This is a genomic window from Iodobacter sp. CM08 (assembly GCF_033446605.1).
Lineage (GTDB): Bacteria > Pseudomonadota > Gammaproteobacteria > Burkholderiales > Chitinibacteraceae > Iodobacter.
This window is the reverse complement of sequence record NZ_JAWQUO010000018.1, coordinates 45,068-70,640: the sequence shown is the minus strand read 5'-3', so window position 1 is coordinate 70,640 and position 25,573 is coordinate 45,068. Positions and strand designations below refer to the sequence as shown.

Below are 25,573 nucleotides of genomic sequence, written 5' to 3'. Positions count from 1 at the left end.
CTAACAGCAAACAAAGCGATTGAGGTTTGTTCCCACCAAGCTAATAACAAACCTCATCCCCTTAATTAGGCAACCAAGCTGCACGCCATTTATCTAGATTGCCTCCATCTAGCATCCAGTCTTTTAATACTGCTGCTTTTAAAGTACTCCCTAGCCGGGCGCTGGCATCTAGGTCGGCTAAATGATCCCGAATCGCGTCTACCCAGTCTTTGTGCTTATTTTTTACCCGCGTAACCGGCAAGCTACCTCGATACGGCGCAATATCCGTACAAATCACTGGGAAGCCGCATACGCCATACTCTAAAAGACGCAAATTACTTTTGCACTGATTGAAAATATTTTGCTCTAAAGGCGCTAAAGCTAAATCAAGATTCAAACTAGCTAGCTTTGCCGGATAAAGGCCAATCGGCACACCCGCATGAAACTCATGCACAAAGGGGCGCAGCTTATCTGGGCACATGCCAAAGAATACCCATTCAACTTCATCGGCAAGCGCTTTAACCACGCTCTCTATCAACTCTAAATCACCCGTGTGGCTCGCGCCTCCCGCCCAGCCCACGCGTGGCTTTTTCCCCTGATTTCTTGCTGAGTGCAAATCCCCCCAAAGTGGCACAGGCAAGTAATTGTTTACGACATGCATGACCGAATGCATCCCCTGATAAGCACTGGCCAGCTCATCAGTTGACACCGTAAAACGGTCAACAAAGGTCAGCGCCTTACGTAAAGACTTCACCACGTCTTTAGGCATATGCGAGCGATGGGCACTTTTAATCGGGATATTGGGCAGGTAATCATCCAACTCATAAACCTTAAAGGAAGGCGAGCAGGCTTTGGATAGGCGCAAAAAATCAATTTGTTGGGCCGAAATCTGCCGCTGAAAAACCATCACATCAGGGGCAAACTTTGCCAACTCAAACGCCGGAAACAGCTCAAAAGCAATCGCTCCAGAGATTTTCTGCTCCTCTTGCATCGCGGCAAAAGGCTGCAAAATACGGTATTGCCCGCAGCCAGTCTGATCAGCCGGATGGCAAAGCACCACAGGTAAAGGCTTCCAGCTTAATGGCCGCCAAGATAAGAGCGAGCGGTGCTCTAATTCAAAACCATTACCACTCAGGGTTAAGTTCTTATTATATGCAGGGTCATTGCCTATCTCTGGCCGCCACTTGCGATACATGGCCTGCTGCTCACCTTCAAAGCGCAATTGCTTAGCCGCGGCCTTATCAGGGTTAATTTGCGTCTGACTCACGCTCCCCTCGTGCATCACCACTGAATAAGGGGTCCAAACCGCTGAATAGCCCAGCTCTCTCACCTTTAGGCATAAATCAACGTCGTTATAAGAAACCTTGAAGTCCTGCTCATCCATCCCCCCTGCCTGCTCATACACAGATTTTCGGATCATCATGCAGGCAGCCGTCACCACCGAATACTGCTGATCTAGCTGCAGCCGGTGCATATAGCCAGATTCCTCCAGCGAAGCGCCAATAAACGGGTGATCAGCTGGCCCACGCAAGCCAAGCACCACGCCTGCATGCTGGACTAGGCCATTTGGATACAGCAGCTTAGCGCCCACAATTCCTACTTCTGGCCGCATGGCATGATGCAATAGCTCATCCAGCCAGCTGTCCTGAATCATGGCCGTATCATTATTTAATAACAGCAGATACTCACCATTGGCCTGGCCGACAGCGGCATTATTAATGGCAGAAAAATTAAATGCGTGTGGGTAAGAAAATACCCGTAAACGATCACTGAGTAATAATTCAAGCTGCTCTAAATATGGCTGCACCAGCGGATCATCACTATTGTTATCAATAATAATAATTTCATAATTTGGATAGCGGGTTTTCTCCAAAATAGATTCAATACAGCGTTGCAGCATAGGCAGCTGATTTTTAGTCGGAATAATAATGCTCACAAGTGGGCGCTCTGGCAGCGCATATTTCACCCGCACTGCACCCTCTACTCGGCCATTAGGCAATACTTCAGCCTCAATCCCTGAACGCTGTAAATGCATTTCGATTAATTGAGAGAAATCTTTATAACGACGAGGATCGGATAAAGTTCTGGCATCATTAATCTGCAGATGAGTAACAAGCTCTGGGATATGCCCAATCGATTTCGCCCCATATTGCTCATAGCAATGCAATAATAGCGTGAGCTGCTCGCCACCCCAGCCTTCAAGCTGATGGTATATATCCGCCGAAGCCGCATTGGCTCTGAGCAATAAAAAGCCATCGGCATAAGGAATACTGCGTAATAAATTAATATCAAAATCAGGCTTAAAGCGCGGGCAGGCTGGCCGGCCGTCGGCATTCATCACATCATCATCAAAATAAACCGCTTGCCAATCTGGGTGATCGGCCAGCTGATGCATAGCCAGCAATAAGCCGCTCATAGTGAGCTGATCACCGGCCTCCATCAGCCCTAGCCATTCGCCCTGCTGCTGGGCTAAAGCCGCCAGCACGGCAGAATAAAATCCATCTTTAACTTGAATCCATTCAATCCCAGACTCTGGCATAGGATTGGCCGCGCTTGAGCACACCAATAATTCTACATCGGCATAAAACTGGCGTGAAACGCTATTAATTGAAGCAATTAAACCGCTTTTATTGGCAAAACGATCAACAATACAAATTTTAACCTTAGGCAAAGTCACAGTTTGTGCGTGCAGATCAAATAACTTAGCCTCAGTAATACTTAGTTCTTGCTTACTTAGCCAGTGCAAATACTCTTCGCTACTATTAGGAAAACGTGGATTAGGCACATGCCCCTGATAACCTGCATCCACCGTTAACAAGCCCTGATGATAAGCAATTAACGGAAACAAACGCTCAATCGCGTGCGCCAGCGTGCCATTGGTTTGCCCCGTTTCTGGCTCAAAATCATGAATAGAAATATTCAGTGCATTAAATGAATTAAACACCCGCCCACGGCACCAGAACATCGATCCGCCAGGAAACTCATAAGCCGTTTCATCTAAATTAAACCCCAGCCGCGCGGCTAATTCGCGCAGCAAGCCAACATTGCCGCCGGGAGTGTAATGCGCATGCACCAGCACGCCCGCCCCCGTCACAATACCCACCTCTGGGCGGCTATTAAATAAATCAAAAATAGCCTGCACGCCTTCTTTGGAAGGCAGCAATGAAATCAACAACTCTTCACGCCATTTTTGTACCAGCTCAGGATCTAAATGTGGTGATTTTTTAGTATGCAATTTACAAACAAAATCATAAGACGCTAAATTGCTTTGCTGCAAAAGACTAAACAAGGGCCCAATATCTCGGCCACGGTTTTCAGTAATACTGAGGGCCGCCTCAGGAAAATCTTGAGCAAGCAAATCCTTAGCTACAGGATAATTTTCTGCAACGGTGGATACAAACAAATCAAATTCATAAGGAATATTTTTTAATAAAGGCTGAATATCCACCCACTGCTCAAGATAAAAAAGATGCAAGACCACCGCAACACGCGGAGCAATCAGTGCAAGCTCATCAGCAAAATGCCCCTGCTCTATTCTTAAACGCACATAGGGGTCATTTTCTTGGGTGGGTAGTTTGCTCAAATTTTCAAGCTGCAACTTACCGCAAGGCATAACCCTAATCAGCGTATCAATTTCAGCCAATTTATTAAAAAAATCAGCACTATAAAATGGTAACTCAGTGATTGGCTGCTTAGCCAAGAAAGTCCAATCTGGTTTTTGCGGTATAGATTCGGCAGTTGAAAAGAAAAGCTCAGCCAGTTGCAGCGATGTTTGCGCCCCTAAACAATCTACCAGCGCAGTTACTGAATGCTCAATGAGCTGACGGGCTTCAGCTGGGCTATATTGCGCATCTGCACTAATCAGTAAATCTTCAAGACGAGAATAAAATGCTTTTCTTTTTTCAGGATGAAAGCTAGCCAGCTCCATTGCCATTTTTAAATCAGTTAAATGGTCTGAAAAGGGATAATTAAATTCACGCACCATAAAAGGTGAGTGCAAAACATGGGCTTTACCCATATTAAGCAATTGAAAGGCATGCCCAAATTCATTAAATTCTAAAAGAATATCATCATTAACATCTGCGAACCAACTCACGAGTGCATTCGTTCTTTGTACGGCATAAAATGGTGGTTGATACTCCCCCATAAAAGACAATATTCTATCTCTTCTTTGCTCGGCGTAATCGCCATTTATTTTTTTTGCATATTGAAAATAGTGAACTTCTTTAGCATCGGCAAGATACATCATTGAATAACCATGGCATACTGAGTAATCATGGTTATCTACTAAAAAATCCATACTTTCAACTATGCCATCTAACAATGTAAAGTCATCATCGGCAATAAACAAAACATATGGCGAAGTAACTAGTGACGCACCATATTTTACCTTTTTTATAACATCGGAGTACGCATGAAATTCATAGTGAATATAATCAATATCAAAATTTTTATACTTACTCAACAAAGAAACATTAGATTCAATAGAAGAATCTAAAATCAACAACTTAAAAGGGAATGTTGAATAGTACGCAATAGATCTCTCTAAGAATTTTTTCCTATTGTGCGTAAACAAAACAAGCGTGAGATCTTTCGTATATTTTGCCATTTATTTTATCCATTATGAATTAACAATACAATCAGCCCTAACATAGACATATTTTTCAGCAGCGCCACTGGCTGAATCAACTACTCAACAGATAAATTGCATCTACGCCTTTTCTAAAAAAACAAGGAAAAGTATTTATTCATCATTAATAGGGCATAATTCCCCATACTTTTATTTTATAAAACAACACTAAATTCCAACAAGCAGCCTTAACAAATAAGCCGCCAGCGTCAATTTCAGTCTATGTTTTCATTTAAGTAAATATCAACCATAATGCATTCCCCATTAAAACTAAAAACCACTATCTCATAGTCAATTTATACGCACCTATTCGTACTAATTATATTTTTTAGCACAAAGGAATTACCTTAACCATCAATACGCTTCAAATATCCATCAGGCGCAACTGTAAGCATAATCTTCGATTCAATAAGGCTATCTATCTCATAGTTTAATTTATATCCATCTAGTGCAGTCACTTGGCTTATTGCCAAGTGCTTTAAATAGGCATGGACAGCTGTTTTAGGATTATCGCCAGGCCCCCAGCTGCGATGTGGAAACGAATCAGCCGGCATATCTTCGATAACCGTATCAAATACAACACAATAACTGCCTATTGAAACCATTGGAGCATAGGCTTTAAGCTCTTCCAAAACGTGATCGTGGGTATGGTTAGAATCAAGACACACCAATATTTTGGTATACCCTGCCGCTATATCTTTAATCTGATTAACAATCTCTGGATCAATCGACGAACCTTGAATCATTTCAATTTTATGAGCCAATGGATGAGCGAGGATCGCTTCCCGATTATGCTGGCGAATATCAATATCTACCCCTAGCACTTTACGTCCAGCAGCATGTGGATCAAGCGTTTTTCCTTGTTCCACAGCATCACAATAATCAAGCATGGCTAACATTGAGGCACTCATAATCAGCGAGCCACCATGGGCAATTCCCGTTTCAATAATAAGATCCGGTTTTATTTTCCATATCAATTCTTGCATAGCAATCATATCTTGAGGATATTGAATAATGGGCCGCCCTAGGCTCTCAAAGTGATAGGAGTATTTATACTCATTGGACTTTAAAAACCAGTCTGATGTGAGTGACCGCAAACTTACATCGTTTGCCTGAGCCAGAATCTCACGCTGACATTCATCTTTAAATTTTGTATTTTCTTGCATAACGCACCTCTTTATTAAATTTAAAATTGATTGCAGCAGAAACAGCCTGAATCTATTCCAGTTATTTTCAATAAACTCAATTATTTAAAAACCACTTATATTTCTTCTAAATCAATTAACGCTATTTCGATATTTAGTTCTGCTAGCAAGGCTATATTTTCTGCTCGATAATTTGGATTCATCAATATCGCAGCTTTTACTTTTCGTGCTTTTAACTCATGAGGGGACACAATCAAGTGGGCCGAGCCTGGTAGATAACAACCTTGCTTCCCAGGGTTGAGATCTACGATGCAGTCAATGATTTCACCATCAGCATCAATTAAGCTGGCTAATGTTGCCCCCTTCGCCCCCGCCCCCCACAACGCCACTGGCCCTTGTGTAGCGAGGCTAAGCAGTTTATTTTTCCACTGCGTAGTCCGCTCATGGATAGCAGCACCATACTGCTGTGCCAGCTCACTGCTTGCATGATGATTGCTGCTATTTAATTTTTTTTCTTCTGTTAGCCTCGCCTCCAACCAAAGATATTGACCTCCAAACACATGGTCTATTTTCACCACACTAAAACCAGCCAATTCAAAAGCTAAACAAAGTGAATGACTATTAAATAAAGAGCAGTGCTCGTAAAAGAAATCCCATACTACTTTATTTTTTAATATCCAGTCTACGCAAGGCGTTTCAAAAAAAATCTTGGCATTAGGATTGTTTTTTAAAGCCACGCGAACTGAACGTAGTAATACCAAAGGGTCGGCGACGTGCTCAATCACATGGCGACAAATCACCACATCCGCAATAACGTCGCTACAACTGTCATCGTAATAGCGAGGGTAAACGATTAACCTGCCCTCTAATTCACTTCCATTACCTGTATAGCTAGGGTCAAACCCAACCCCTTTGTTATTAGCGCTGGGATAATTCAGCAATTTTTTTAAAAAATCCGCGTTTTTTCCACATCCTATTTCTACAATTTGGCAATTGCGTACACCTTGCTTTTCAACTAAATACTCAACTAAGCCATCAAGATATTGATCAAAAAATGGGGAGCATGACTGGCAATTATTATAATGATCACCATAAGAAAGCAACGATGGATCAAAAGCACGATTGTGCACAAAACCGCAGCTTTCGCACACTTGCATCAGTAAGTCACCCCTTACCGCCTTTTGCGCAGCAATATGCTCTACAAAAACAAGGTTTTGATGCACGGGTACTTGATCGCGCTGTAAAAAGCCAAGTGTTTTAGCTTCACATATTGGACATTTATCATTCATCATTACGCCTTTGCCGGTAATAATTTTAAATCTTGTAGAATTGAAATCTTATGCTGCCAGCCCAAAGCCATTAATTTGCTATTGTCGCCCAACAATAAGTGCGGCTCACCTTGGCGTTGGGCAGGTAAGCCCAGTACACGCTGAGGATCTGCATTCAAACTCCCCGCAATTTTAATGACCAAATCTCGAATCTGTACTGGCTCTGCCGATGAAATATTAAATGCACCATATGCATGGTGCTTAAGTAGCGTAATAAAACCATCCGCCACATCAGATGCATGCAGAAAATCGCGATAGACATTGGAATTCACTCCAAATGCAGCTCTTTTCCCTTGAAAGATATCGATTAATGCAGGAATAAGCCGTTGGCTATTTTCGCCATGGCCATAAGGTAGAAATACACGCCCCCAAGCACAGGGAATTTGATAATACTCACAACGGGCCATGATGATTCGTCGAGTAGCATCCTTGCATACACCATAAAGCGTCGCAGGAATAAGCGGCGTTTTATCCTCGTCACAGTAGCCATAAGACCAGTCATATTCTGCACATGTACCACCTACCGTCACATGTTTTCCACCTTGCGCACAAAAAGCTTCCAGCAACTGCAGGGTAATATTGACCCAAGCTAAATTAGCGGGTGCTGTCCAGAATTTGCCGTGTTCCGTGCACCATGCCAAATGCAATAAATGGGTTGCACCGCTATCTTTTAATAGCGCACCAAGATCGCTGGCCTCTTGTAAATCAGCATAAATAAATTCTGTACCTAAATCCTGTCCCGAATGGCGTCTCCCCAACTCAAGCACCGGCACGTTCTGGCGATGTAGTGCTTGCAATACATAGCGCCCCAAAAAACCACTCGCCCCCGTGAGTAAAACTTTCATCGCACGGTACTTTTTATGATCTGTAGCTTAGGCACCGCCGTAACAAACTGCCCGCCCCACTCTGCGATCACCGCCAGCTCTTGCATCACTTCGGCTTTTAAATTCCACGGCAAAATCAGGACATAATCTGGGCGAGCCTGAATGAGTTCGGTAGGCGTAAGGATTGGTATATGGCTACCCGGTAGATATTTGCCCTGCTTAGAAGGCGCGGCATCCGCCACCATGGGCAACAACACCGCATCGATTCCTGCGTAATTGAGCAAAGTATTGCCCTTCGCTGCCGCGCCATACGCCAGCACACGTTTACCCGCACGGTGTTGTTCCAGCAAAAAAGCGGTGAGCGCTAAACGCACTGTAATGGCCTGCTGCTGAAACTGACGATAAACATGAGCCTGATTTAAGCCTGCGCTTATTTCTTCATCAATCAGATTTAAAACCGCTGCCGAGCTAGCTTGCTTAGCCTGCTGATGGCAGGCATAAACCCGTAAGCTGCCGCCATGTGTACTTAAGCGCTCAACATCATAAATTCGCAAGCCTGCCGCTGCCAGAATACGCTGCACGGCCAGTAAGGAAAGATAGGAGTAATGCTCGTGATAGATGGTATCGAACTGCGAGTGAATAATCAGCGCTAATAAATGAGGGAACTCTAGCGTAATGGTTCCGCCCTGAGCCAAGCCAGTGGCAAGGCCAGCAACAAAATCATTAATATCGGGCACATGGGCCAACACATTATTTGCCACAATTAAATCGGCCAAGCCATAGTGATTGCGCAGCGCTGCGGCACTTTGCTGGCCAAAAAACACCTCTTCAACCGTCAAGCCCTTCGCCCTTGCCGCCTCAGCCGTGCCATGCGTTGGCTCAATTCCTAGGCAAGGAATCCCTCGCGCTGCAACATACTGCAGCAGATAGCCATCATTAGCAGCCACTTCCCACACCATAGAAGCACTGGTCAGCCCCAAACGGGCAGTGATCATCGCAACGTAATGCTGTGCATGCGCAAGCCAAGAAGAGGAAACCGATGAAAAGTAGGCGTAATCCGCGTTAAAAAAAGCATCGCGCTGGGCAAAGTCTTCGGTTTGCACTAGCCAGCAGCTTTCACATACTTTGACCCGAAGTGGGTAATAAAGCTCAGGTCGAGATAAATCATCCAAACCAAGATAGGCGTTTGAAGGAGGAGCAAAGCCCAGATCGATAAAATCCAAATGCAAGGGGGATGCGCAGTGACGACATTTCATAAAGTAATTCCAGGGAAATCGACTGGCAAATGGGCATGCTGCTTGTCTCGGTCCGATACCACGCTCACAGCTAAAGGCCAAGCAATATTGATGCAAGGATCATTATAGGCAACAGCCGATTCTGCTTCCGGCGTATACGGGGCCGTGTGTAAATAGAGTAGCTGTACATCGTCCGTTAAGGTCTGAAAACCATGGGCGCAGCCTTCAGGAATCAGTAAGGCTTTATGATTATCAGCAGATAATTCAACCGCCTGCCACTGCAAAAAAGTAGCCGAGCCCGCACGTAAATCCACCACCACATCAAACACCCGCCCCACTAGACAGCGCACAATTTTCTTTTCGGCATAGGGTGAGTATTGAAAATGTAGCCCTCTTACCGTACCCATCTGCGCACTATGCGAGTGATTGATTTGCCGAATCACCGAGCCGCCCAACACATCGGCCAGCTCATTCTCACAAAACCAGCGTGCAAAGCTCCCCCGTGCATCGCCGTGCCGATCTGTTTCTAGCACAGCCACGCCTGCCATCGCTGAGCGCTGCACTTGCATCAGCAAGCCCAGCCTAATTTGGCATCTATTGCATCGTGCAGATAAGCATTTAGCTGAGGCAAAGTATGTAAATGTGCCAAATCTGCGCGCTGGTACCAAGCTGCGGTTTCAAACAAAGCACGGGATAGTGGCCAGACGGGATGCCAGCCTAATTCTGCTGCAATAAGGGATGAATCCAACCGCAGCGCCTGCGTTTCGTGCGCAGATGCATCCGTCGCCTGCCACTGTAGCGCTGGCCAGTGCTCTGCCATACCATCTAATACAGCCGCAACAGAGGCGACATCACGCTCGCTAGGCCCCACATTCCATGCCTTAGCAGCGAAAACATCCCCAGCCAAGAGGCGCTGACCAATCAATAAATAGGCCGACAAAGGCTCCAACACATGCTGCCAAGGGCGAACTGCCCTAGGGTTACGAATTTCAACGGGCTTTGCAGCCTGCACGGCGCGTACCGCATCGGGCACGAGTCTATCTTGCGCCCAATCACCCCCACCAATAACATTACCCGCTCTTGCCGTAGCAATAAGAAGGGGCTGAGGCCGATGTGCGCTAGAAAAACTGGCGCGATAAGATGCTGCCACAAGCTCAGCCGCAGCTTTAGAGGCGCTATAAGGATCATGCCCACCCAGCGCGTCTACCTCACGGTAGCCCCAAGGCCACTCCTGATTTTGGTAACACTTATCCGTGGTAATCACCACCACGGCCTTGACTGAAGGTACGTGGCGGCAGGCTTCCAGCAGATTAACCGTTCCCATCACATTGGTGTTCCAGGTATTGAGCGGATCGCGGTAGCTTTCTAGCACCAAAGGTTGGGCGGCCAAGTGAAAGACAATCTCTGGGCTTGCTTCCTGTAGAGCCGCACTTAGCCTTGCAAAATCACGAATATCCGCCATGGTAGATTCAATAGGCAACGCAAGCTGAGCGTAATGCGAACGCTCGCCCTCTAGAGGAGCCAGAGCATAGCCATAGACCTTGGCGGATAATTGGCTTAACCACAGACTTAACCAGCTGCCTTTAAAGCCAGTATGCCCAGTAATAAATACTTTTTTATCGCGATAACAATCAGCAAACATTTTTAGCCCAATTCATTCTATTGCTTCCATGGCGCTTTGCCTTGGTCCCAAAGCTGATTAAGTTGGATTTTATCCCACAAGGTACCCATGCATTTCCTAATAGCCGCATACCGGCAGGCAAACCGAAACTATCTAGCCCAATTCATCCCACTGCTTCCATGGCGCTTTGCCTTGGTCCCAAAGCTGATTAAGTTGGATTTTATCCCACAAGGTATCCATGCATTTCCTAATAGCCGCATACCGGCAGGCAAACCGAAACTATCTAGCCCAATTCATTCCACTGCTTCCATGGCGCTTTGCCTTGGTCCCAAAGCTGATTAAGTTGGATTTTATCCCACAAGGTATCCATGCATTTCCTAATAGCCGCATACCGACAGGCAAACCGAAACTATCTAGCCCAATTCATCCCATTGCTTCCATGGCGCTTTGCCTTGGTCCCAAAGCTGATTAAGTTGGATTTTATCCCGCAAGGTATCCATGCATTTCCTAATAGCCGCATACCGACAGGCAAACCGAAACTATCTAGCCCAATTCATCCCATTGCTTCCATGGCGCTTTGCCTTGGTCCCAAAGCTGATTAAGTTGAATTTTATCCCGCAAGGTATCCATGCATTTCCAGAAACCTGTATGCCTATAGGCAAGTAGTTTGCCATCACTGGCCAGCTCTTCGAGAGGAAGACGCTCAAATATGGTCAGATCCCCCTCTTTAATATAATCAAACACGCCTGAGCGGCACACCATAAAGCCGCCATTAATCCAAGCCTGATCAGAAATCGGTTTTTCTTTAAATTCGCGGATAAACCCAGCTGAATCAGGATCGACCATACCAAAGCGGGCCTCAGGCTGAACTGTCGTCATTGTCACTAAGCCATCATGCTGCTGGTGCTGCGCCAATAAGGCTGCAATATCCACATCTGAAACGCCGTCGCCATAGGTCAGCATAAAATCTTCATCACCCAAGTAATCTCTGGCTCGCAGAATACGCCCGCCGGTTTGGCTTTTTAAGCCGGTCTCTAATAAAGTGACTTTCCATGGCTCTGACTGATTGCGGTGTACTTCAATCTGGTTATTACTTAAATCAATGGTTACATCACCCTGATAAAGAAAATAATTAGCAAAAAACTCTTTAATTAAATTTCCTTTATATCCCAGCAAAATAACAAACTCGTTATAACCATAATGCGAATACATTTTCATGATGTGCCATAAAATAGGCCGCCCGCCAATTTCAACCATAGGCTTAGGATGCACGTCAGTTTCTTCACCTAAACGAGTGCCTAAACCACCGGCTAAAATGACTACCTTCATGTTTGATTCCTTAAGATATTTATAAAATTCGTTTTTAAATTTACAAACCTTATAAAAAAACCGACTAAACCCGCAAAAAACAATATGTGCAAAGCCAGAATTAAATACTGAAATAGCATATATTTATCTAGATCAGCTTACTAAGCATCATAGAGCAAAAAAAAAGGCGACACCAGAGGTGTCGCCTTTTTTGCAAGCTTATTGAAATAGCACTTAAGCTTTTAAGCTCTTCACGTAAGCCGAAAACTCTTCACCAACTTCACCATGCTTCATACCATAGGCCATTGTGGCTTTCAGGTAGCCCAGCTTAGAACCACAATCGTAGCGTGTACCGATGATCTTATGCGCGAGGATATGCTGCTCTTGCATCAGGGCAAAGATGCCGTCAGTAAGCTGGATTTCACCGCCCTTACCTGGCTGCACATGTTGCAGGTGGTGGAAAATACGCGGGGTTAAAATATAGCGCCCCACCACGGCCAAATTAGAGGGGGCTTCTTCTGGCTTTGGTTTTTCAACGATATTGGTGATTTTCAATTTACCGTTACCATCATTCACTTCAACAATGCCGTACGAGCCGGTGTCTTGCTGTGGCACTTGCTCAACGCCCAAAATAGAGCAATGGGTATCACTAAATACATCGACCATGCGTTTCATTTCGCTGGTGGCACCGCCATCGATTAAGTCATCTGCCAAAATCACAGCAAATGGCTCGTCTCCAACAACAGGCTTAGCGCAGAGCACGGCGTGGCCTAGGCCTAGGGCTTCTGGCTGGCGGATATAAATGCAGCTGACTGATTTTGGAATAATACCGCGCAAGATTTCCAGTAGAGCTTGTTTGTTTTTGGCTTCTAGCTCGGCTTCTAACTCATAGGCTTTATCAAAGTGATCTTCAATGCTGCGTTTATTACGGCCAGTAATAAAGATCATTTCGGTAATACCTGCCGCCAACGCTTCCTCTACCGCGTACTGGATCAGCGGCTTATCGACCACCGGCATCATTTCTTTTGGGCTAGCTTTGGTGGCTGGCAAAAAACGAGTGCCCATACCGGCAACGGGGAAGACGGCCTTGCGTACTTTTTGCATTTGGGAATCCTGATATGAAGTAGAGAGTAAACCGAGCCTTAATGCCGCCCCCAGCACTTGATCCGCTTGGCGCTGTGCCAATTCATCGGGCCACTGGGAAACGGCAGAGCGCCCAAGTCCTAACGCATCGGCTAGACGAGTTTGGGTGCCAAACAGTTGGATTGCTTCAGACTTTCGCATGCTGCAATGTTTATATAAACAAACACTCACGTCAACCCTCATTGCAACATTCACAAATGTTTAACAGGATAAACACTTACCCTATACCTTAAGCCCCAGCTAGCATTTTCAGCAGTGCGCCCTCATCCAAAATAGATACGCCCAAATCCACCGCCTTAGTCAGCTTGCTCCCCGCATCACTGCCCGCCACCACGAAATGCGTTTTTTTAGACACGCTGCCTGATACCTTACCCCCTGCCGCTTCGATCAAATCCTTGGCTTGATCTCGGGATAAAGTAGGCAGCGTCCCTGTGAGTACCAGTGTTTTATCTTTAAACACACCCTCATTCGCGGCAGTTAGCTCTGGCAACTGCCCTTCTAAATCAGTACACCATGCCGCCAATTCTTTTAAAGACTGCCGCTGCCCTTCTGCATCCAGCCATGCCAGCAGGGCTTTGGCCACATCGCTAGGCAAGAAGGTCAGCGTCAGCCAATCGGCCTCGGCTAAGGCCGCCAAACTATTGACTCTTTCGGCCAATTGCTGGCTGCGTACGATCGATAATTTAGGCACACCTAAATACGCGTACAGACTGGCGGGGTGCAGCTTGTCTCTTAATTGCCCACTTGGTGCGTGCTCATCCCTTGGTGCAATACCTGCGGCAAGCAAAGCGTCTAAAGCCTGTTGGTTTTTGGGCTCACTAAAGAAGTCATAAATAGCGATGGCTACCGTATCGCCAATATCGGGCAAGGCTCGCAATAATGGCACGGGGGCGTAACGGATCAGCGCTAAGTGCCCCAGCCAATCAGCCAAGGTTTTGGCCGTGGATTCACCCACATGGCGGATGCCCAACGCAAACAAGAAGCGCGCCAATAAGGGTTGCTTACTTGCCGCAATGCCTTCCAGTAGGTTTTCTGCCCATTTAGTAGCAAGGCGGCCCTGCGCAATACTTTCTGCGCTAGCCCCCGCCGCCTCATCAGCGACAGCCTTCATACTCTGGAAATCTTCCAGCGTTAGGGCATATAAATCGGCAAGCGATTTGACATAACCCAGATCAACCAAGCTTTCGACATAACGCTCGCCTAGGCCATCGATATCCATCATGCGCCGCCCTGCAAAGTGGCGAATCGCCTCTTTACGCTGCGCCGAGCAGCTTAATCCACCGGAGCAACGCGCGATCGCCTCACCCTCTTCGCGCACTACGTGCGAGCCACAAACTGGGCAAACTTTAGGTAGGCTAAATGCGGGGTAAAGCGGCGCTTGGGCGGGTGAAAATAAATCCGCACCCAGCACGTCTTTCATAGGGCGACGCTCCAGCACCACACTCACCACTTCTGGAATCACATCACCTGCACGGCGAACGCTAACGGTATCCCCGACCCGCACATCTTTACGTCTTGCTTCGTCTTCGTTATGCAGCGTGGCATTGGTCACCGTTACACCGCCCACAAATACCGGCTGCAAACGGGCCACAGGGGTGATTGCACCGGTACGGCCAACCTGCACATCAATCGCCTCAACCAAAGTTAAAGCTTCTTGCGCAGGGAATTTATGCGCCACCGCCCAACGTGGCTCGCGGGTTCTAAAGCCCAATTCTTTTTGCAAGGCCATACCATTAACTTTGTAAACCACGCCATCGATATCAAACGGCAGGCTTTCGCGAATCTGTGCAACGTGGGCATGGAACTGCGCCAATCCCGCCCCCCCATTCACCACGGCACGCTCAGCACATACAGGGAAACCCAATAGCGCCAGCGCATCCAAAATTGCGGAATGCGTCTGCGGCATGGGCCAGCCCTCCACCACGCCCAAACCATAGGCAAAGAAAGACAGCGGACGCGCAGCGGCAATCGCTGGATCCAGCTGGCGCACCGCACCTGCAGCGGTGTTTCTAGGATTGACAAAGGTTTTATCGCCAGCGGCCAGCTGACGCTCATTCAAACGATCAAAATCATCCCGCCGCATATACACTTCACCACGCACTTCTAATACCTGCGGTGCTACATCAGCACGCAAACGCAGTGGGATCTGCAAGATGGTGCGGATATTTTGCGTCACATCCTCCCCAGTCGCCCCATCACCCCGTGTAGCGGCCTGCACCAGCACCCCATTCTCATAACGCAGGCTAATCGCCAAGCCATCAAATTTAAGCTCGGCAGCGTATTCAAGCGCGGCGGCACTCGCTGGTAAATCCAGCTCTTTGCGCACACTGACATCAAAAGCCAGCGCACCCGCTGGCGTAACATCGGTTTCGGTGCGGATCGACAACATAGCAATGCTGTGCGTCACCGGCACAAACTGCGGCAAAGGCTTGCCCCCTACCCGCAGAGTTGGCGAATCTGCGGATGCCAACTCAGGGTGCGCCATTTCCAGCGCTTGCAACTCACGGAACAAGCGATCGTACTCAGCATCCGGCACCGTTGGGGCATCGAGTACATAGTATTCATGGGCATATTGATGAAGTTGTGAGCGTAAGAACTGTGCTTGATCGAGAAGGGAGGAAGTCATATTTGTCTATTGATTGTGCGGAAGTTGGAATAAGGAGGATTTATAACAAGGATTAACACGCAAAGTTTTAGCATCCCCTGCGGGCAGGAATATCCCCTTATTTATTTGATGTCTTTTGCGTTTTTTATGCGTAAACAATTGCCCTGCATCATACTAAGCAGCCATATGTATAAGCCACTGAATAGGCATAACTTGGTGCCGAGTATAGCGAAGCCCAACACACGTATAAAGAATGCTGGGCCCATGCTTATTACTTAGTCAAAATCGAGATTCCCATACCTTGGAATGGCCCAAGCGGCGTATTTTCTTGTTCAAATTGCTCGATACTTGGTGTACCACTCCACAATTTATAAACAAGGCGCTCATTTTGAATAATAAAGATGACATCAAAATGCCAACCAGAAATAACTGTCTTTCGTTCAAAATTTAAAAAATCTGCCCAGAAATTGCCATAGCGCTTTCTGACTGAGCTTTTCTGCTCAATTTCATAAGCAAAGCACGAAGTTTGGGCGGCAATACAGGCTTGGATTTGAGGCGCTAATAAACGCGGCTCGCCAGCGCCACTTAAAGCGAGACGACGCATTAAATCGGCATAACTCAGTACGATGATATTAGGCGTTTTAGCTGGATCTAGCCCCATTGCATGCAACTGCTGCAAACTGGTGGTTTCCAAGGAAACACCTTTAAACACCTGCTCCGCCGTTTGATAATCAGGCCAAGGAGTACGGCTAATTTGCTCTGAATCGGGCAGAAGGGCAGCACAGGAAGTCAAGCTCAAACAGAGAGCCGCATAGCTTAATCGGGCGCGTTTCATGACCCTTCTCACAGCGTAACAGCGATAAATCTATATCGTCACTCTAGACAAAAAATACAGCATAAGATGCCTCTTTCTAGCTAAAAGTAGCAATGCCGCTGACGAGCAGCGGCATTGTAGTAACACATCCTAGCTGAGGGCTATGCAAACAAACGCAAAGCCGCCACAGAGCCTGGTGCAATGCCCCTATCATCCATTTTTACGTACAGCACCCCTAATTGCTTGCGGATATTATCTAGGCTCGCCTCAGTCAGGGGCTTGCTATTATCATCAACCAGCTCACCAGAGAGCGCCACCGATAAGTGCTGTGCAAATTCAGCAAAATAATCAAATACCGACACACCACCCGCTACACGCGGCACATCAAATAATAGCGTCAGGCCATTCGAAGTATTACCAAGTGGCGTCTGATCATAGTTTGACAGGGTAAATAAGGTTTTACCTGAATCGCTACGGTAGTGAAACGCACCTTCTGGGCTGCGAATCAAGCCTGCGTTTTCGGCCAATAAACGCACGCGCTCCATTGGGAACGGGCGGCTTGCTGCCATCACATTCAAGCCGATCAATACATCCACACTGGCGCAAAATTCATCAAGATTAGTTGCAGCGGCCAACTTAGCGGAGCGCTGCGGAAAAGTCACTACCGCCTCATGTTCATCCGAAAATTGCTGCACCGACATACAAAAAGCATTGAGCTGCTCTGAGCTTAATGCGCCTTGGCGATCTGCCAATTGCAAGCCGATTTTCAATTCTTTATAACGCGAACGCGAACTTGGCAAACAGGCTTCCCAGCGATTATTTTGGCTTAAACCCATTACCTGGACGCGCTTAGAGCCACGAAATACGGGTAGATCTGCCGCTGCAATCATCTCTGTGGCATGAACTTCTGCAACAAAATCAATAGATGAATCAAGCAGGCTACTTGCGAGTGCTTCACTGTCATCACTGACTGGCGCAGCAGTCTTAACCGGCTCAGGCACATAAGGCGCTGGATCTGCTACCGGCGCTACCGGCGCTACCGGAGCAATAGGCTCGATATAAGGCTCGCGCACTGGAGCCGCTTGAGCTTGATAGGCAGGAGCGGCCTCAAGCTCTGGCTCGACCAACTCTGGCTCAAAGCGCTCAGGAGCCTGCTCAGCCGCCTCTAAGCTAGGCTCCATCCGGCTTGCCCCCGCTGAGCGCACCATATTTTTGGGCACATCCAGCAGCGCATCGCTTTCATTACGAGCAAAGGCCTTGGTGGCTTGCTGACGATAGCGGTATTCCTGCCACCAATTGAAGGCATAGACAGCGGCGACAATCACGCCACCAACAATCAGCGATCCTAGTTGCAAATCGGTCATTCTTTAGGGTCTCTTGGCGAGTCGATCTATCACTTTAAAAAAACTTTATCACGACCTAATTAAGCATTTGATAAAGTATCTAAACTAATATCGGTCCGGCCTATTATTCGGTGTTAATTAAGTCTGCTGCCTGATCATTATCAGCCACAAACCTACTCTTTACGTTTGCTTGCTAATAAATTAGCAAGCACTTTTCAATTGCAGTAAAAGATAAAGTGAAATCATCTGCGTTTCGCCATCTTGTTTTACTTGATTCACTCAACCTTCACTTTAGCCCGTCCTAGCTTGCATTAAGTAAATATCACACAAGCCAAACAAATAGGATACCAGACTTAAGCGCTACTGGTCGCTAGCATCCACTCAACAGTGGCCCAATTTTACTGTGCTTTTTGCCCATAAACATCATCATGTGTAGTAGATCAAAAATTAACAAGCCGCATTTTTGATGCTTTTCGCTGTATAAGCTACAGCAAGATTCAAATCATTACCGTTTGCTCACGCACAGACAACACTCCCCACCTAGTTGGCATAGCAGCAACACCATAAATTAAATTCATTAAAATCAATACCATATAAAAAACAATTACAAGAAAACACCTTTATTAGCGAGTTATCTATCTACACCATATGGATTAATTTACTAAAGCCGTCGCCAACATTGTAAAAATGTCGACCCGCGCTATTTTTTTCGATCCAAATGAATTTAGAATTTTTTTATTACAGAAACTATATAAAAATCAGCATGCCATAGCAAACGCCCATGCAAAACGGCATAAGTTACAGCATGTAATGCTGCTATTTTTACCTACTTAGCTAGGGGGACAATACTCAGAACCAAGACCTACACGATAAAAACGCAGTAGCACCATTGCAGTGCTACTGCTTGTCAAATTACTTAACTTGCTTACGACGATGCACCAGCAGCGCCAACATGCCCAACCCCATCAGGGCATAAGTTTCAGGCTCTGGAACAGGCGTTACCGCATAGGTATAAGTTATCTTGTAATTAGCGGCCGCATTGGTTGCAAACTGTGTAGTTAAATTACCAGGCCCAGAGGCAGAAGATGCTGCCTGTGCGGCCAGTTTTAAATTAATCATTCCAGGGCCTGTAAATAAAGATAACCAGCTGGCACTATTAAGCACCTCTGAATCCGCGGCATTAGCAGATAGCCCCGTTAATGTTTTGCCCGATGTACCCCCAAAATCCGTAATGCCATCATAGGCAGAAGCACTATAGGCATTTGACACAAGCGGGTTAATAGTGAGCAAGTTTTTACCCGATACGGTTGCAAGTTTGATGATTGCACCTAAATCAATCTGCACATTAGACGCTGAAGCATCCAAACTTTCATACTTAGCGCTTCCCTTCACCGTGCCATACAAATCTACATTCACACCTGTTAGCGTTCCAAGATTAGCGTCAAACCGCTGCAAGCTAAACACATCATTCCAATTAGTCGAAGAAAGATCATGCCCCCCAACAAATGATAAGGAATGGATAGATGCCGAAGCAGTCAGAGCACTCATCGACAATAGAGAAAATACAGCTAATTTGGCCAGTTTCATACGTTCTTCCTTAAGTAAATTAAAGAGTGACATAAGCATTACCACCCCTCTAAATTTAAATACCCAGAGGGAACAAAGCGAATCATCCTTGCCAATTTAATACGCAATGCTTACTTGAAACTAGTATTAGTCATTCACAAAAAATACACAATATTGATAATTAAATTACACTACTCTTATATTTTAATAAAATTTATTGTTTTTTCATTTTAATGTAAGCCTGTGCTGTTTACAGGGCAAAAAAATAGGGCCAAATTCATTGGCCCTATTAATAGAATATCTGCGCTTAGGCTTTTGGGAGGCGATGCCCCCCCCCCAAGATCTAGCTCCTTACATCCACACGCTGTGGCTTAAATATTTTCAAGATACGCGCAGCCACTATTCCAAACATGAGCAAGATTGCACCGGCAATAACGCCTGCCACAGCATCCAATAAAATAGGCAATGCGATGTAGAGCGTAGGGCCAACACCGGCGATATCACTCGCCGCTAGGGCGATATGATGGATAAAATCATGGGCAGGTGCAAAGCCGTGGGTAAGAATCCCTCCTCCCACCATAAACATCGCAATAGTGCCCACCACGGTAAGCGTTTTCATTAAATAAGGCGCACCCACCAAGCATAAGCGGCCCACTCTATGCTGCACTTGCAGCCACAGGCCCCGGCCGGTTTTTTTACACAGATAGAGGCCTGCATCATCCAGCTTAACAATGCCTGCCACCAAGCCATACACCCCAACGGTCATGACAATGGCAATTACGCTTAATACAGCGAGTTGAAATGCAATGGATGTACCGGCAACCGTTCCAAGGGCAATGACAATAATTTCGGCTGACAATACAAAGTCAGTACGAATCGCCCCTTGAATTTTGTCTTTTTCATAGGCAACTAAATCTACCTCGGCATCATTTGCGGCAGTAAGCAGTGCCTCTTTATCTTCGTGCTCTTCAGTACTATTATGCAAAAATTTATGCGCCAGCTTTTCAAACCCCTCAAAACATAAATAAGCCCCACCTAGCATCAATAAGGGCGTAATCAGCCAAGGTGCCACAGCACTGATCGCCAGAGCCGCAGGGACTAAAATCAATTTATTGCGAAATGATCCTTTTGCCACCGCCCACACCACGGGTAGCTCGCGCTCTGCACGCACACCAGAAACTTGCTCGGCATTGAGGGCAAGGTCATCCCCCAGCACCCCAGCGGTTTTTTTAGCCGCCACCTTGGTCATTAGGGCCACGTCGTCTAAAACTGCGGCAATATCATCGAGTAATACTAAAAGGCTGGTACCGGCCATAGGGCGATCTCTACAAAATATCTAAGGGGATTTTTAAATAACGCTGACCATCAGCATCAGGAGAGGGTAATTCTCCAGCACGAATATTGATTTGAATAGCGGGCAAAATCAACTGTGGCATGCCAAGGGTTTGATCACGCGCTTCTCGCATCGCAATAAAATCAGCCTTTGCCACGCCTGTATGCACATGAATATTGCCCGCTCGCTGCTCCGCGACGCTGCTTTGCCACTGCACCGTTTGACGATGTTCCGGCAGATAATCATGACAAACAAATACCCTTGTTGCATCAGGCAGTGCTAAAAGCTGCTGAATGGAGTCATAAAGCATTGCCGCATCACCCCCAGGAAAATCACAGCGGGCCGAGCCAACATCAGGCATAAACAGCGTATCCCCCACAAACAGTGCATCCCCTATCCAATAGGCAATATCTGCTGGCGTGTGCCCCGGCACAAACAGCACTTTAGCGCTGAGCGTCCCAATCTGAAACACGGCGTTAGCCGCAAACAGCACATCAAACTGACTGCCATCCACGGCAAAATCATGCCCCAAACCAAATACCGGCTTAAAAATACCTTGTACTTGATTAATGTGCTGGCCAATGGCCACCTTGCCACCCACCTTGCGCTTTAAATATGCGGCGGCTGATAGATGATCGGCGTGGGCATGGGTTTCAAGAATCCATTGCACGGTTAATTTTTTTGCCGTGACAAAATCAATCAAACGATCCGCGCTATGGGTTGAAGTGCGCCCCGATTTTGCATCGTAATCAAGCACCGTATCCACCAAAGCCACACTGCCACCCTCGTGGTCAAATATCGCATAGCTGACAGTACAAGTATCAGGATCAAAAAAAGCTTCAACGTTGGGATGCAACATCAGTACACCTCGGCAATAAATATATTTGCAAATATTATATACAAAACTATAATGAGTCAAACCATAACCGATCCTTATAAAAGGAGCCCCATTCAGTATGAACTCAGAACAAATCACCGCCATGCGCCAAGCCGCCAGTGGGGCAACGCGCGTTTTAAAAGTAATGGCCAATGAAGACCGCTTATTACTGCTCTGCCAAATGGTGGATAGCGAAAAATGCGTCTCTGATTTTGAAGCCTTGCTGGATATTCGCCAGCCCACACTCTCGCAACAACTCACCGTGCTGCGTAAAGAAGGCTTAGTCAATACTCGCCGTGATGGCAAAAGAATTTACTACAGCTTAGCCAGCAGCGAGGTACAGCAGCTACTGCAAGTGCTGTACTCACTCTATTGTCCTAATGATTTAAAGGATTCTGACCATGCAAATTGATTGGATTCATTTCACCCCTTGGAGTGCTTTATTAGGCGGCGCACTTATTGGCTTAGCCAGCGGCTTGCTCGCCCTACTCGCGGGGAAAATCGCGGGGATTAGTGGCATTTTAGGCGGCCTACTCAATGCACAAAGCGATATGCAATGGCGCGCCGCGTTTTTATTAGGCCTCGTGCTCACCCCGCTATTTTGGATGGCTTTTAATACGCCTGCCGATATTCAGATCACCGCCAGCACGCCAACGCTCATCATAGCGGGGCTCTTAGTTGGCCTTGGCACGCGCTATGGCAATGGCTGCACCAGCGGTCACGGCATTTGCGGTTTATCTCGGTTTTCTATCCGCTCCCTCGCCGCGGTAGCCAGCTTTATGGCCGCAGGCTTTATCACAGTATTACTGACTCACCACCTATTTTGAGACCCACCATGCAAATAATTGTCGCCTTACTTACAGGTATTTTATTTAGCCTTGGCCTAATTATTTCAGGCATGGTCAATCCCGCTAAAGTGATTGGTTTCCTTAACTTAGCAGGGCAATGGGACCCAAGCTTAGCGCTGGTCATGGTAGGCGCCATTGCCACCGCCACACCTTTATTTATGTGGGCAAAGAGCCGCCAAAAAACGCTGCTCACCCATGAAAAGATGGCGCTACCCAGAAGTACAATCATTGATCGCCCCTTAATCGGCGGCAGCCTGTTATTTGGTATTGGCTGGGGCCTAGCGGGTATTTGCCCAGGACCTGGCTTGGTGGCCTTAGCGATGGGTGAAAGCAAGGCGTTTATTTTTGTAATGGCCATGCTGAGCGGCATGTTTGTTTTTAGGCTTATTCCTAAATGAATCGACTCAAATCTCTGGCACAGTTTTTTCCCATTTTGCAATGGCTACCGCTTTACCAAAAACAAAAATTTGCTGGGGATTTAAGCGCCAGCCTGATTGTGGCCGTATTACTGATTCCACAAAGCATTGCTTATGCCTTGCTTGCGGGCCTGCCGCCACAAGCAGGAATTTATGCCAGCATTTTACCGCTGGTGGTGTACGCTTTTTTTGCCAGCAGCATGGTTCAATCGGTAGGGCCAATGGCGATCAACGCCATTATGACCGCCACAGCACTTGCGCCATTGGCGGCCGCTGGCTCCATTGAATACAGCGCCTTGGCAGCAAGTTTAGCCTTACTATCAGGGATATTTTTGGCGCTACTAGGCTTACTTAAGCTAGGGTTTATCACCCAACTTCTTTCTCATCCCGTCATTAATGGCTTTAGTAGCGGCGCGGCTATTTTGATTGTGCTGGGGCAAATGGCAGCGCTATTCGGTGTATCGATTCAGGGCGAGCATATTGGCCAGTTGTTACCACAGCTTATGCAGGCTATTCCTACAATGCAGCCGTTTGGCCTAGCCTGTTTGGGGCTACTTTGGCTAGCTGGCGGCCCTCTAGCCAAACGGCTACAGCATGTTCGCCACGGGCCGCTACTGAGCAAACTCAGTCCCTTACTGCTGATGCTAGTGATCACCGCTGCCGTATATTTTTTAAATATCCAAACCAAGCTTATTGGGGCTTTTTCTGCCGATCTACCCCGCTTATTTTGGCCACAGCTCAATCAAACTAGCCTTGCCCAACTTTGGCTACCCGCCCTCGCCATTGGCCTAGCTGGCTTTTTACAAAGCATCACCATTGCCCAAAGTTTGGCCTTAAAAGCCAAGCGTAGCATCGATAGTAATCAAGAGTTAATTGGCTTAGGCGCTGCCAACATTGCGGCAGCAGCCAGTGGTGGTTTTCCGGTTAGCGGTGGTTTTTCACGCACCGCAGTTAACGCCGCATCAGGTGCAAATACGCCCTTAGCTGGCGTAATGACGGCGGTGTGGATTGCGCTAGCGGCGCATTGGCTCAATGATTATCTAGCGCTCCTACCCCTGCCCCTTTTAGCGGCTACCATTATTTTAGTGGCGCTGCGCTTAATAGACTTTGATTTTTTACTTAGGAGCTGGCGCTACGATAGCCGTGATGGTGCAGCTTTTGTCTGCACTGCCATCGCCGTTTTAGCCCTAGGAGCGATGATAGGCATTGTGGTGGGAGTGGGCGTATCGCTCTTACTCTTTTTATACCGTAGCAGCCAGCCGCATATCGCGGTGGTAGGCCGCATTGCAGGCACCGAGCATTATCGCAACATTCACCGCTTTACTACACAAACCAGCGATCATATTGTGGCGGTGCGCATTGATGAGAGCCTGTATTTTGGCAATATCGCCAAGGTGCAAACCGAGTTAATCAACATTTTGAACCAAGCGAGCAACACCCAGCACTTACTACTGATTATGTCGGCAGTAAATAGCATCGATTTTAGTGCCATGCAGGCCATCAGCCTACTACAAGAAAACCTGCGGGCACGGCACATCAAAATCCACCTTGCCGAAGTCAAAGGACCGGTAATGGATCATTTACGCCATAGTGAAATCTTAGAAAACTTAGATGGGGACGTCTTTTTGAGCGCCCACTTAGCCATGCAAACGCTAAGCGGGGCAACTGAGGATTTTTCTATTTAGCAGGAACAGCCGGTACAGCTGCCGCCGCAGCAGGCTTATCCGGTGTAGTAGGCAACACCGCCACCTCGTCTTTATTATCCGCCAAGATATTTAGCGTAACCCGCCGATTACTCGCCCGCCCTTCGGGCGTATCGTTACTACCCTGAGGCCGAAACTCACCATAACCAATCGCCACCAAGCGCTGTGGGGCCACGCCCACGTCAACAAACAAACGCACCACGCTGGCAGCTCTGGCGGCAGATAGCTCCCAATTGGATGGAAACTGCCCCGAGCGCATCGCTTGGTTATCGGTATTGCCTTCAATTTGAATCAGGTTATCGGTGTTTTTAACCATTTCTGCCACGGCAATCAGTGCGGTGGCAGATTCAGTATGTAAATCGGCTTTAGCGGTATCAAACAAGACTGAATCGCTAATTTCTACCGCAATTCCGCGCTTGGATTGTGTGACCCGCACCTTGCCCTGATCAATCAAAGCACCTAGTGATTTTTTTAAATCCCCCGCCATGCCCTGCATTTTTTGTGTTTGCTCGGCGACTTTTGGGCTTGGGGTGGGTGGAGAAACCACATTAAGAACGACTAACTTATCCGGCGCCCCAGCCAAGGGTTGATTTTGCTTGATTACTTCTTTGCTGGTCGGCGATTGCTTAAAAGCATCCACCATCGAATTAGACAACACTTTATATTTGCCTTCATTCACCGATGAAATAGCGTACATCACCACAAAAAAAGCAAATAAGAGGGTAATAAAATCGGCATAAGACACCAACCAGCGCTCGTGGTTTTCATGCTCCTCGTGCCTCTGTTTACGTGCCATGCTGAAATCCTATGGAGTGGGCATGGCTTTTTGTGCGCATGCGATTTAAAAACTTGCCC

At 46.9% G+C, this 25,573-nt stretch carries 20 protein-coding genes; 4 read left to right on the top strand and 16 right to left on the bottom strand.

Annotated elements, in window-relative coordinates:
• Positions 1-61: 61 nt before the first annotated feature.
• From R6242_RS12075 to R6242_RS12005, 15 genes are all read right to left on the bottom strand, one after another.
• Entirely contained in the window at positions 62-4,588 is a 4,527-nt protein-coding gene (locus tag R6242_RS12075; RefSeq protein WP_318427117.1) for a TIGR00180 family glycosyltransferase, read from the bottom strand.
• 368 nt (positions 4,589-4,956) lie between these two features.
• A complete protein-coding gene (locus R6242_RS12070; RefSeq protein WP_318427115.1) occupies positions 4,957-5,775 on the bottom strand; it encodes a cephalosporin hydroxylase family protein in 819 nt (272 codons plus the stop codon).
• A 95-nt stretch (positions 5,776-5,870) separates the two neighbouring features.
• On the bottom strand, positions 5,871-7,043 hold the full coding sequence (locus R6242_RS12065) for a class I SAM-dependent methyltransferase (protein ID WP_318427113.1): 1,173 nt from the start codon (positions 7,041-7,043) through the stop codon (positions 5,871-5,873).
• Positions 7,044-7,045: 2 nt separating this feature from the next.
• Positions 7,046-7,927, bottom strand: coding sequence for an NAD(P)-dependent oxidoreductase (locus R6242_RS12060; protein WP_318427111.1), 882 nt, complete (start codon positions 7,925-7,927; stop codon positions 7,046-7,048).
• Positions 7,924-9,162 carry a class I SAM-dependent methyltransferase gene (locus tag R6242_RS12055; protein ID WP_318427108.1) on the bottom strand — a complete coding sequence of 413 codons (1,239 nt, stop codon included), beginning with the start codon at positions 9,160-9,162 and terminating at the stop codon, positions 7,924-7,926. Before R6242_RS12055 ends, R6242_RS12060 begins: the two co-directional genes overlap by 4 nt.
• A complete protein-coding gene (rfbC, locus tag R6242_RS12050; protein WP_318427106.1) occupies positions 9,159-9,710 on the bottom strand; it encodes a dTDP-4-dehydrorhamnose 3,5-epimerase in 552 nt (183 codons plus the stop codon). Before rfbC ends, R6242_RS12055 begins: the two co-directional genes overlap by 4 nt.
• On the bottom strand, positions 9,710-10,783 hold the full coding sequence (gene rfbG / locus R6242_RS12045) for a CDP-glucose 4,6-dehydratase (RefSeq protein ID WP_318427103.1): 1,074 nt from the start codon (positions 10,781-10,783) through the stop codon (positions 9,710-9,712). The genes rfbC and rfbG overlap by 1 nt, the downstream gene beginning before the upstream one ends.
• Positions 10,784-11,305: 522 nt before the next feature.
• On the bottom strand, positions 11,306-12,091 hold the full coding sequence (rfbF, locus tag R6242_RS12040) for a glucose-1-phosphate cytidylyltransferase (RefSeq protein WP_293932441.1): 786 nt from the start codon (positions 12,089-12,091) through the stop codon (positions 11,306-11,308).
• A gap of 213 nt (positions 12,092-12,304) precedes the next feature.
• On the bottom strand, positions 12,305-13,354 hold the full coding sequence (gene galU / locus R6242_RS12035; RefSeq protein ID WP_293932439.1) for a UTP--glucose-1-phosphate uridylyltransferase GalU: 1,050 nt from the start codon (positions 13,352-13,354) through the stop codon (positions 12,305-12,307).
• Positions 13,355-13,442: 88 nt separating this feature from the next.
• On the bottom strand, positions 13,443-15,839 hold the full coding sequence (gene ligA / locus R6242_RS12030; RefSeq protein ID WP_318427100.1) for an NAD-dependent DNA ligase LigA: 2,397 nt from the start codon (positions 15,837-15,839) through the stop codon (positions 13,443-13,445).
• A 250-nt stretch (positions 15,840-16,089) separates the two neighbouring features.
• Positions 16,090-16,653, bottom strand: coding sequence for a hypothetical protein (locus R6242_RS12025; protein WP_293932435.1), 564 nt, complete (start codon positions 16,651-16,653; stop codon positions 16,090-16,092).
• 140 nt (positions 16,654-16,793) lie between these two features.
• On the bottom strand, positions 16,794-17,996 hold the full coding sequence (locus R6242_RS12020; protein ID WP_318427098.1) for a cell division protein ZipA C-terminal FtsZ-binding domain-containing protein: 1,203 nt from the start codon (positions 17,994-17,996) through the stop codon (positions 16,794-16,796).
• A gap of 891 nt (positions 17,997-18,887) precedes the next feature.
• Positions 18,888-19,601: a choice-of-anchor E domain-containing protein gene (locus R6242_RS12015; RefSeq protein WP_318427096.1), complete on the bottom strand. Its 714-nt coding sequence runs from the start codon at positions 19,599-19,601 to the stop codon at positions 18,888-18,890.
• Positions 19,602-19,884: 283 nt separating this feature from the next.
• Positions 19,885-20,856, bottom strand: a complete 972-nt coding sequence (locus R6242_RS12010) for a DUF808 domain-containing protein (RefSeq protein ID WP_318427094.1) — start codon at positions 20,854-20,856, stop codon at positions 19,885-19,887.
• Positions 20,857-20,866: 10 nt separating this feature from the next.
• Entirely contained in the window at positions 20,867-21,733 is an 867-nt protein-coding gene (locus tag R6242_RS12005; protein WP_318427092.1) for an MBL fold metallo-hydrolase, read from the bottom strand.
• Positions 21,734-21,830: 97 nt separating this feature from the next.
• Here R6242_RS12005 and R6242_RS12000 point away from each other — a divergent pair, with 97 nt between their 5' ends.
• From R6242_RS12000 to R6242_RS11985, 4 genes are read left to right on the top strand one after another with little or no spacing between them, the layout of a single operon-like run.
• Positions 21,831-22,163 (top strand): metalloregulator ArsR/SmtB family transcription factor, encoded by a 333-nt coding sequence (locus R6242_RS12000; protein ID WP_318427090.1) that lies wholly within the window; start codon positions 21,831-21,833, stop codon positions 22,161-22,163.
• Positions 22,153-22,578, top strand: a complete 426-nt coding sequence (locus R6242_RS11995; RefSeq protein WP_318427088.1) for a YeeE/YedE family protein — start codon at positions 22,153-22,155, stop codon at positions 22,576-22,578. The genes R6242_RS12000 and R6242_RS11995 overlap by 11 nt, the downstream gene beginning before the upstream one ends.
• 8 nt (positions 22,579-22,586) lie before the next feature.
• Entirely contained in the window at positions 22,587-22,997 is a 411-nt protein-coding gene (locus R6242_RS11990; RefSeq protein WP_318427086.1) for a DUF6691 family protein, read from the top strand.
• Positions 22,994-24,700: a SulP family inorganic anion transporter gene (locus R6242_RS11985; RefSeq protein ID WP_318427084.1), complete on the top strand. Its 1,707-nt coding sequence runs from the start codon at positions 22,994-22,996 to the stop codon at positions 24,698-24,700. Before R6242_RS11990 ends, R6242_RS11985 begins: the two co-directional genes overlap by 4 nt.
• Here the strand turns inward: R6242_RS11985 and motD are convergent.
• Positions 24,693-25,514, bottom strand: coding sequence for a flagellar motor protein MotD (motD, locus tag R6242_RS11980; RefSeq protein WP_318427082.1), 822 nt, complete (start codon positions 25,512-25,514; stop codon positions 24,693-24,695). The two genes, R6242_RS11985 and motD, sit on opposite strands and share 8 nt — an antisense overlap.
• Positions 25,515-25,573 lie beyond the last annotated feature (59 nt).

Excerpts from the sequence above, each read along its gene's own strand:
- R6242_RS12065 (WP_318427113.1), bottom strand. The coding sequence starts at position 7,043 with ATGAATGATAAATGTCCAATATGTGAAGCTAAAACACTTGGCTTTTTA.
- ligA (WP_318427100.1), bottom strand. The coding sequence starts at position 15,839 with ATGACTTCCTCCCTTCTCGATCAAGCACAGTTCTTACGCTCACAACTT.
- R6242_RS12060 (WP_318427111.1), bottom strand. The coding sequence starts at position 7,927 with ATGAAAGTTTTACTCACGGGGGCGAGTGGTTTTTTGGGGCGCTATGTA.
- R6242_RS12070 (WP_318427115.1), bottom strand. The coding sequence starts at position 5,775 with ATGCAAGAAAATACAAAATTTAAAGATGAATGTCAGCGTGAGATTCTG.
- motD (WP_318427082.1), bottom strand. The coding sequence starts at position 25,514 with ATGGCACGTAAACAGAGGCACGAGGAGCATGAAAACCACGAGCGCTGG.
- R6242_RS12025 (WP_293932435.1), bottom strand. The coding sequence starts at position 16,653 with ATGAAACGCGCCCGATTAAGCTATGCGGCTCTCTGTTTGAGCTTGACT.
- R6242_RS12005 (WP_318427092.1), bottom strand. The coding sequence starts at position 21,733 with ATGTTGCATCCCAACGTTGAAGCTTTTTTTGATCCTGATACTTGTACT.
- rfbG (WP_318427103.1), bottom strand. The coding sequence starts at position 10,783 with ATGTTTGCTGATTGTTATCGCGATAAAAAAGTATTTATTACTGGGCAT.
- R6242_RS11990 (WP_318427086.1), top strand. The coding sequence starts at position 22,587 with ATGCAAATAATTGTCGCCTTACTTACAGGTATTTTATTTAGCCTTGGC.
- rfbC (WP_318427106.1), bottom strand. The coding sequence starts at position 9,710 with ATGCAAGTGCAGCGCTCAGCGATGGCAGGCGTGGCTGTGCTAGAAACA.
- R6242_RS12000 (WP_318427090.1), top strand. The coding sequence starts at position 21,831 with ATGAACTCAGAACAAATCACCGCCATGCGCCAAGCCGCCAGTGGGGCA.
- R6242_RS12010 (WP_318427094.1), bottom strand. The coding sequence starts at position 20,856 with ATGGCCGGTACCAGCCTTTTAGTATTACTCGATGATATTGCCGCAGTT.
- R6242_RS12055 (WP_318427108.1), bottom strand. The coding sequence starts at position 9,162 with ATGAAATGTCGTCACTGCGCATCCCCCTTGCATTTGGATTTTATCGAT.
- R6242_RS12015 (WP_318427096.1), bottom strand. The coding sequence starts at position 19,601 with ATGCTTATGTCACTCTTTAATTTACTTAAGGAAGAACGTATGAAACTG.
- R6242_RS11985 (WP_318427084.1), top strand. The coding sequence starts at position 22,994 with ATGAATCGACTCAAATCTCTGGCACAGTTTTTTCCCATTTTGCAATGG.
- galU (WP_293932439.1), bottom strand. The coding sequence starts at position 13,354 with ATGCGAAAGTCTGAAGCAATCCAACTGTTTGGCACCCAAACTCGTCTA.
- R6242_RS12075 (WP_318427117.1), bottom strand. The coding sequence starts at position 4,588 with ATGGCAAAATATACGAAAGATCTCACGCTTGTTTTGTTTACGCACAAT.
- R6242_RS12020 (WP_318427098.1), bottom strand. The coding sequence starts at position 17,996 with ATGACCGATTTGCAACTAGGATCGCTGATTGTTGGTGGCGTGATTGTC.
- rfbF (WP_293932441.1), bottom strand. The coding sequence starts at position 12,091 with ATGAAGGTAGTCATTTTAGCCGGTGGTTTAGGCACTCGTTTAGGTGAA.
- R6242_RS11995 (WP_318427088.1), top strand. The coding sequence starts at position 22,153 with ATGCAAATTGATTGGATTCATTTCACCCCTTGGAGTGCTTTATTAGGC.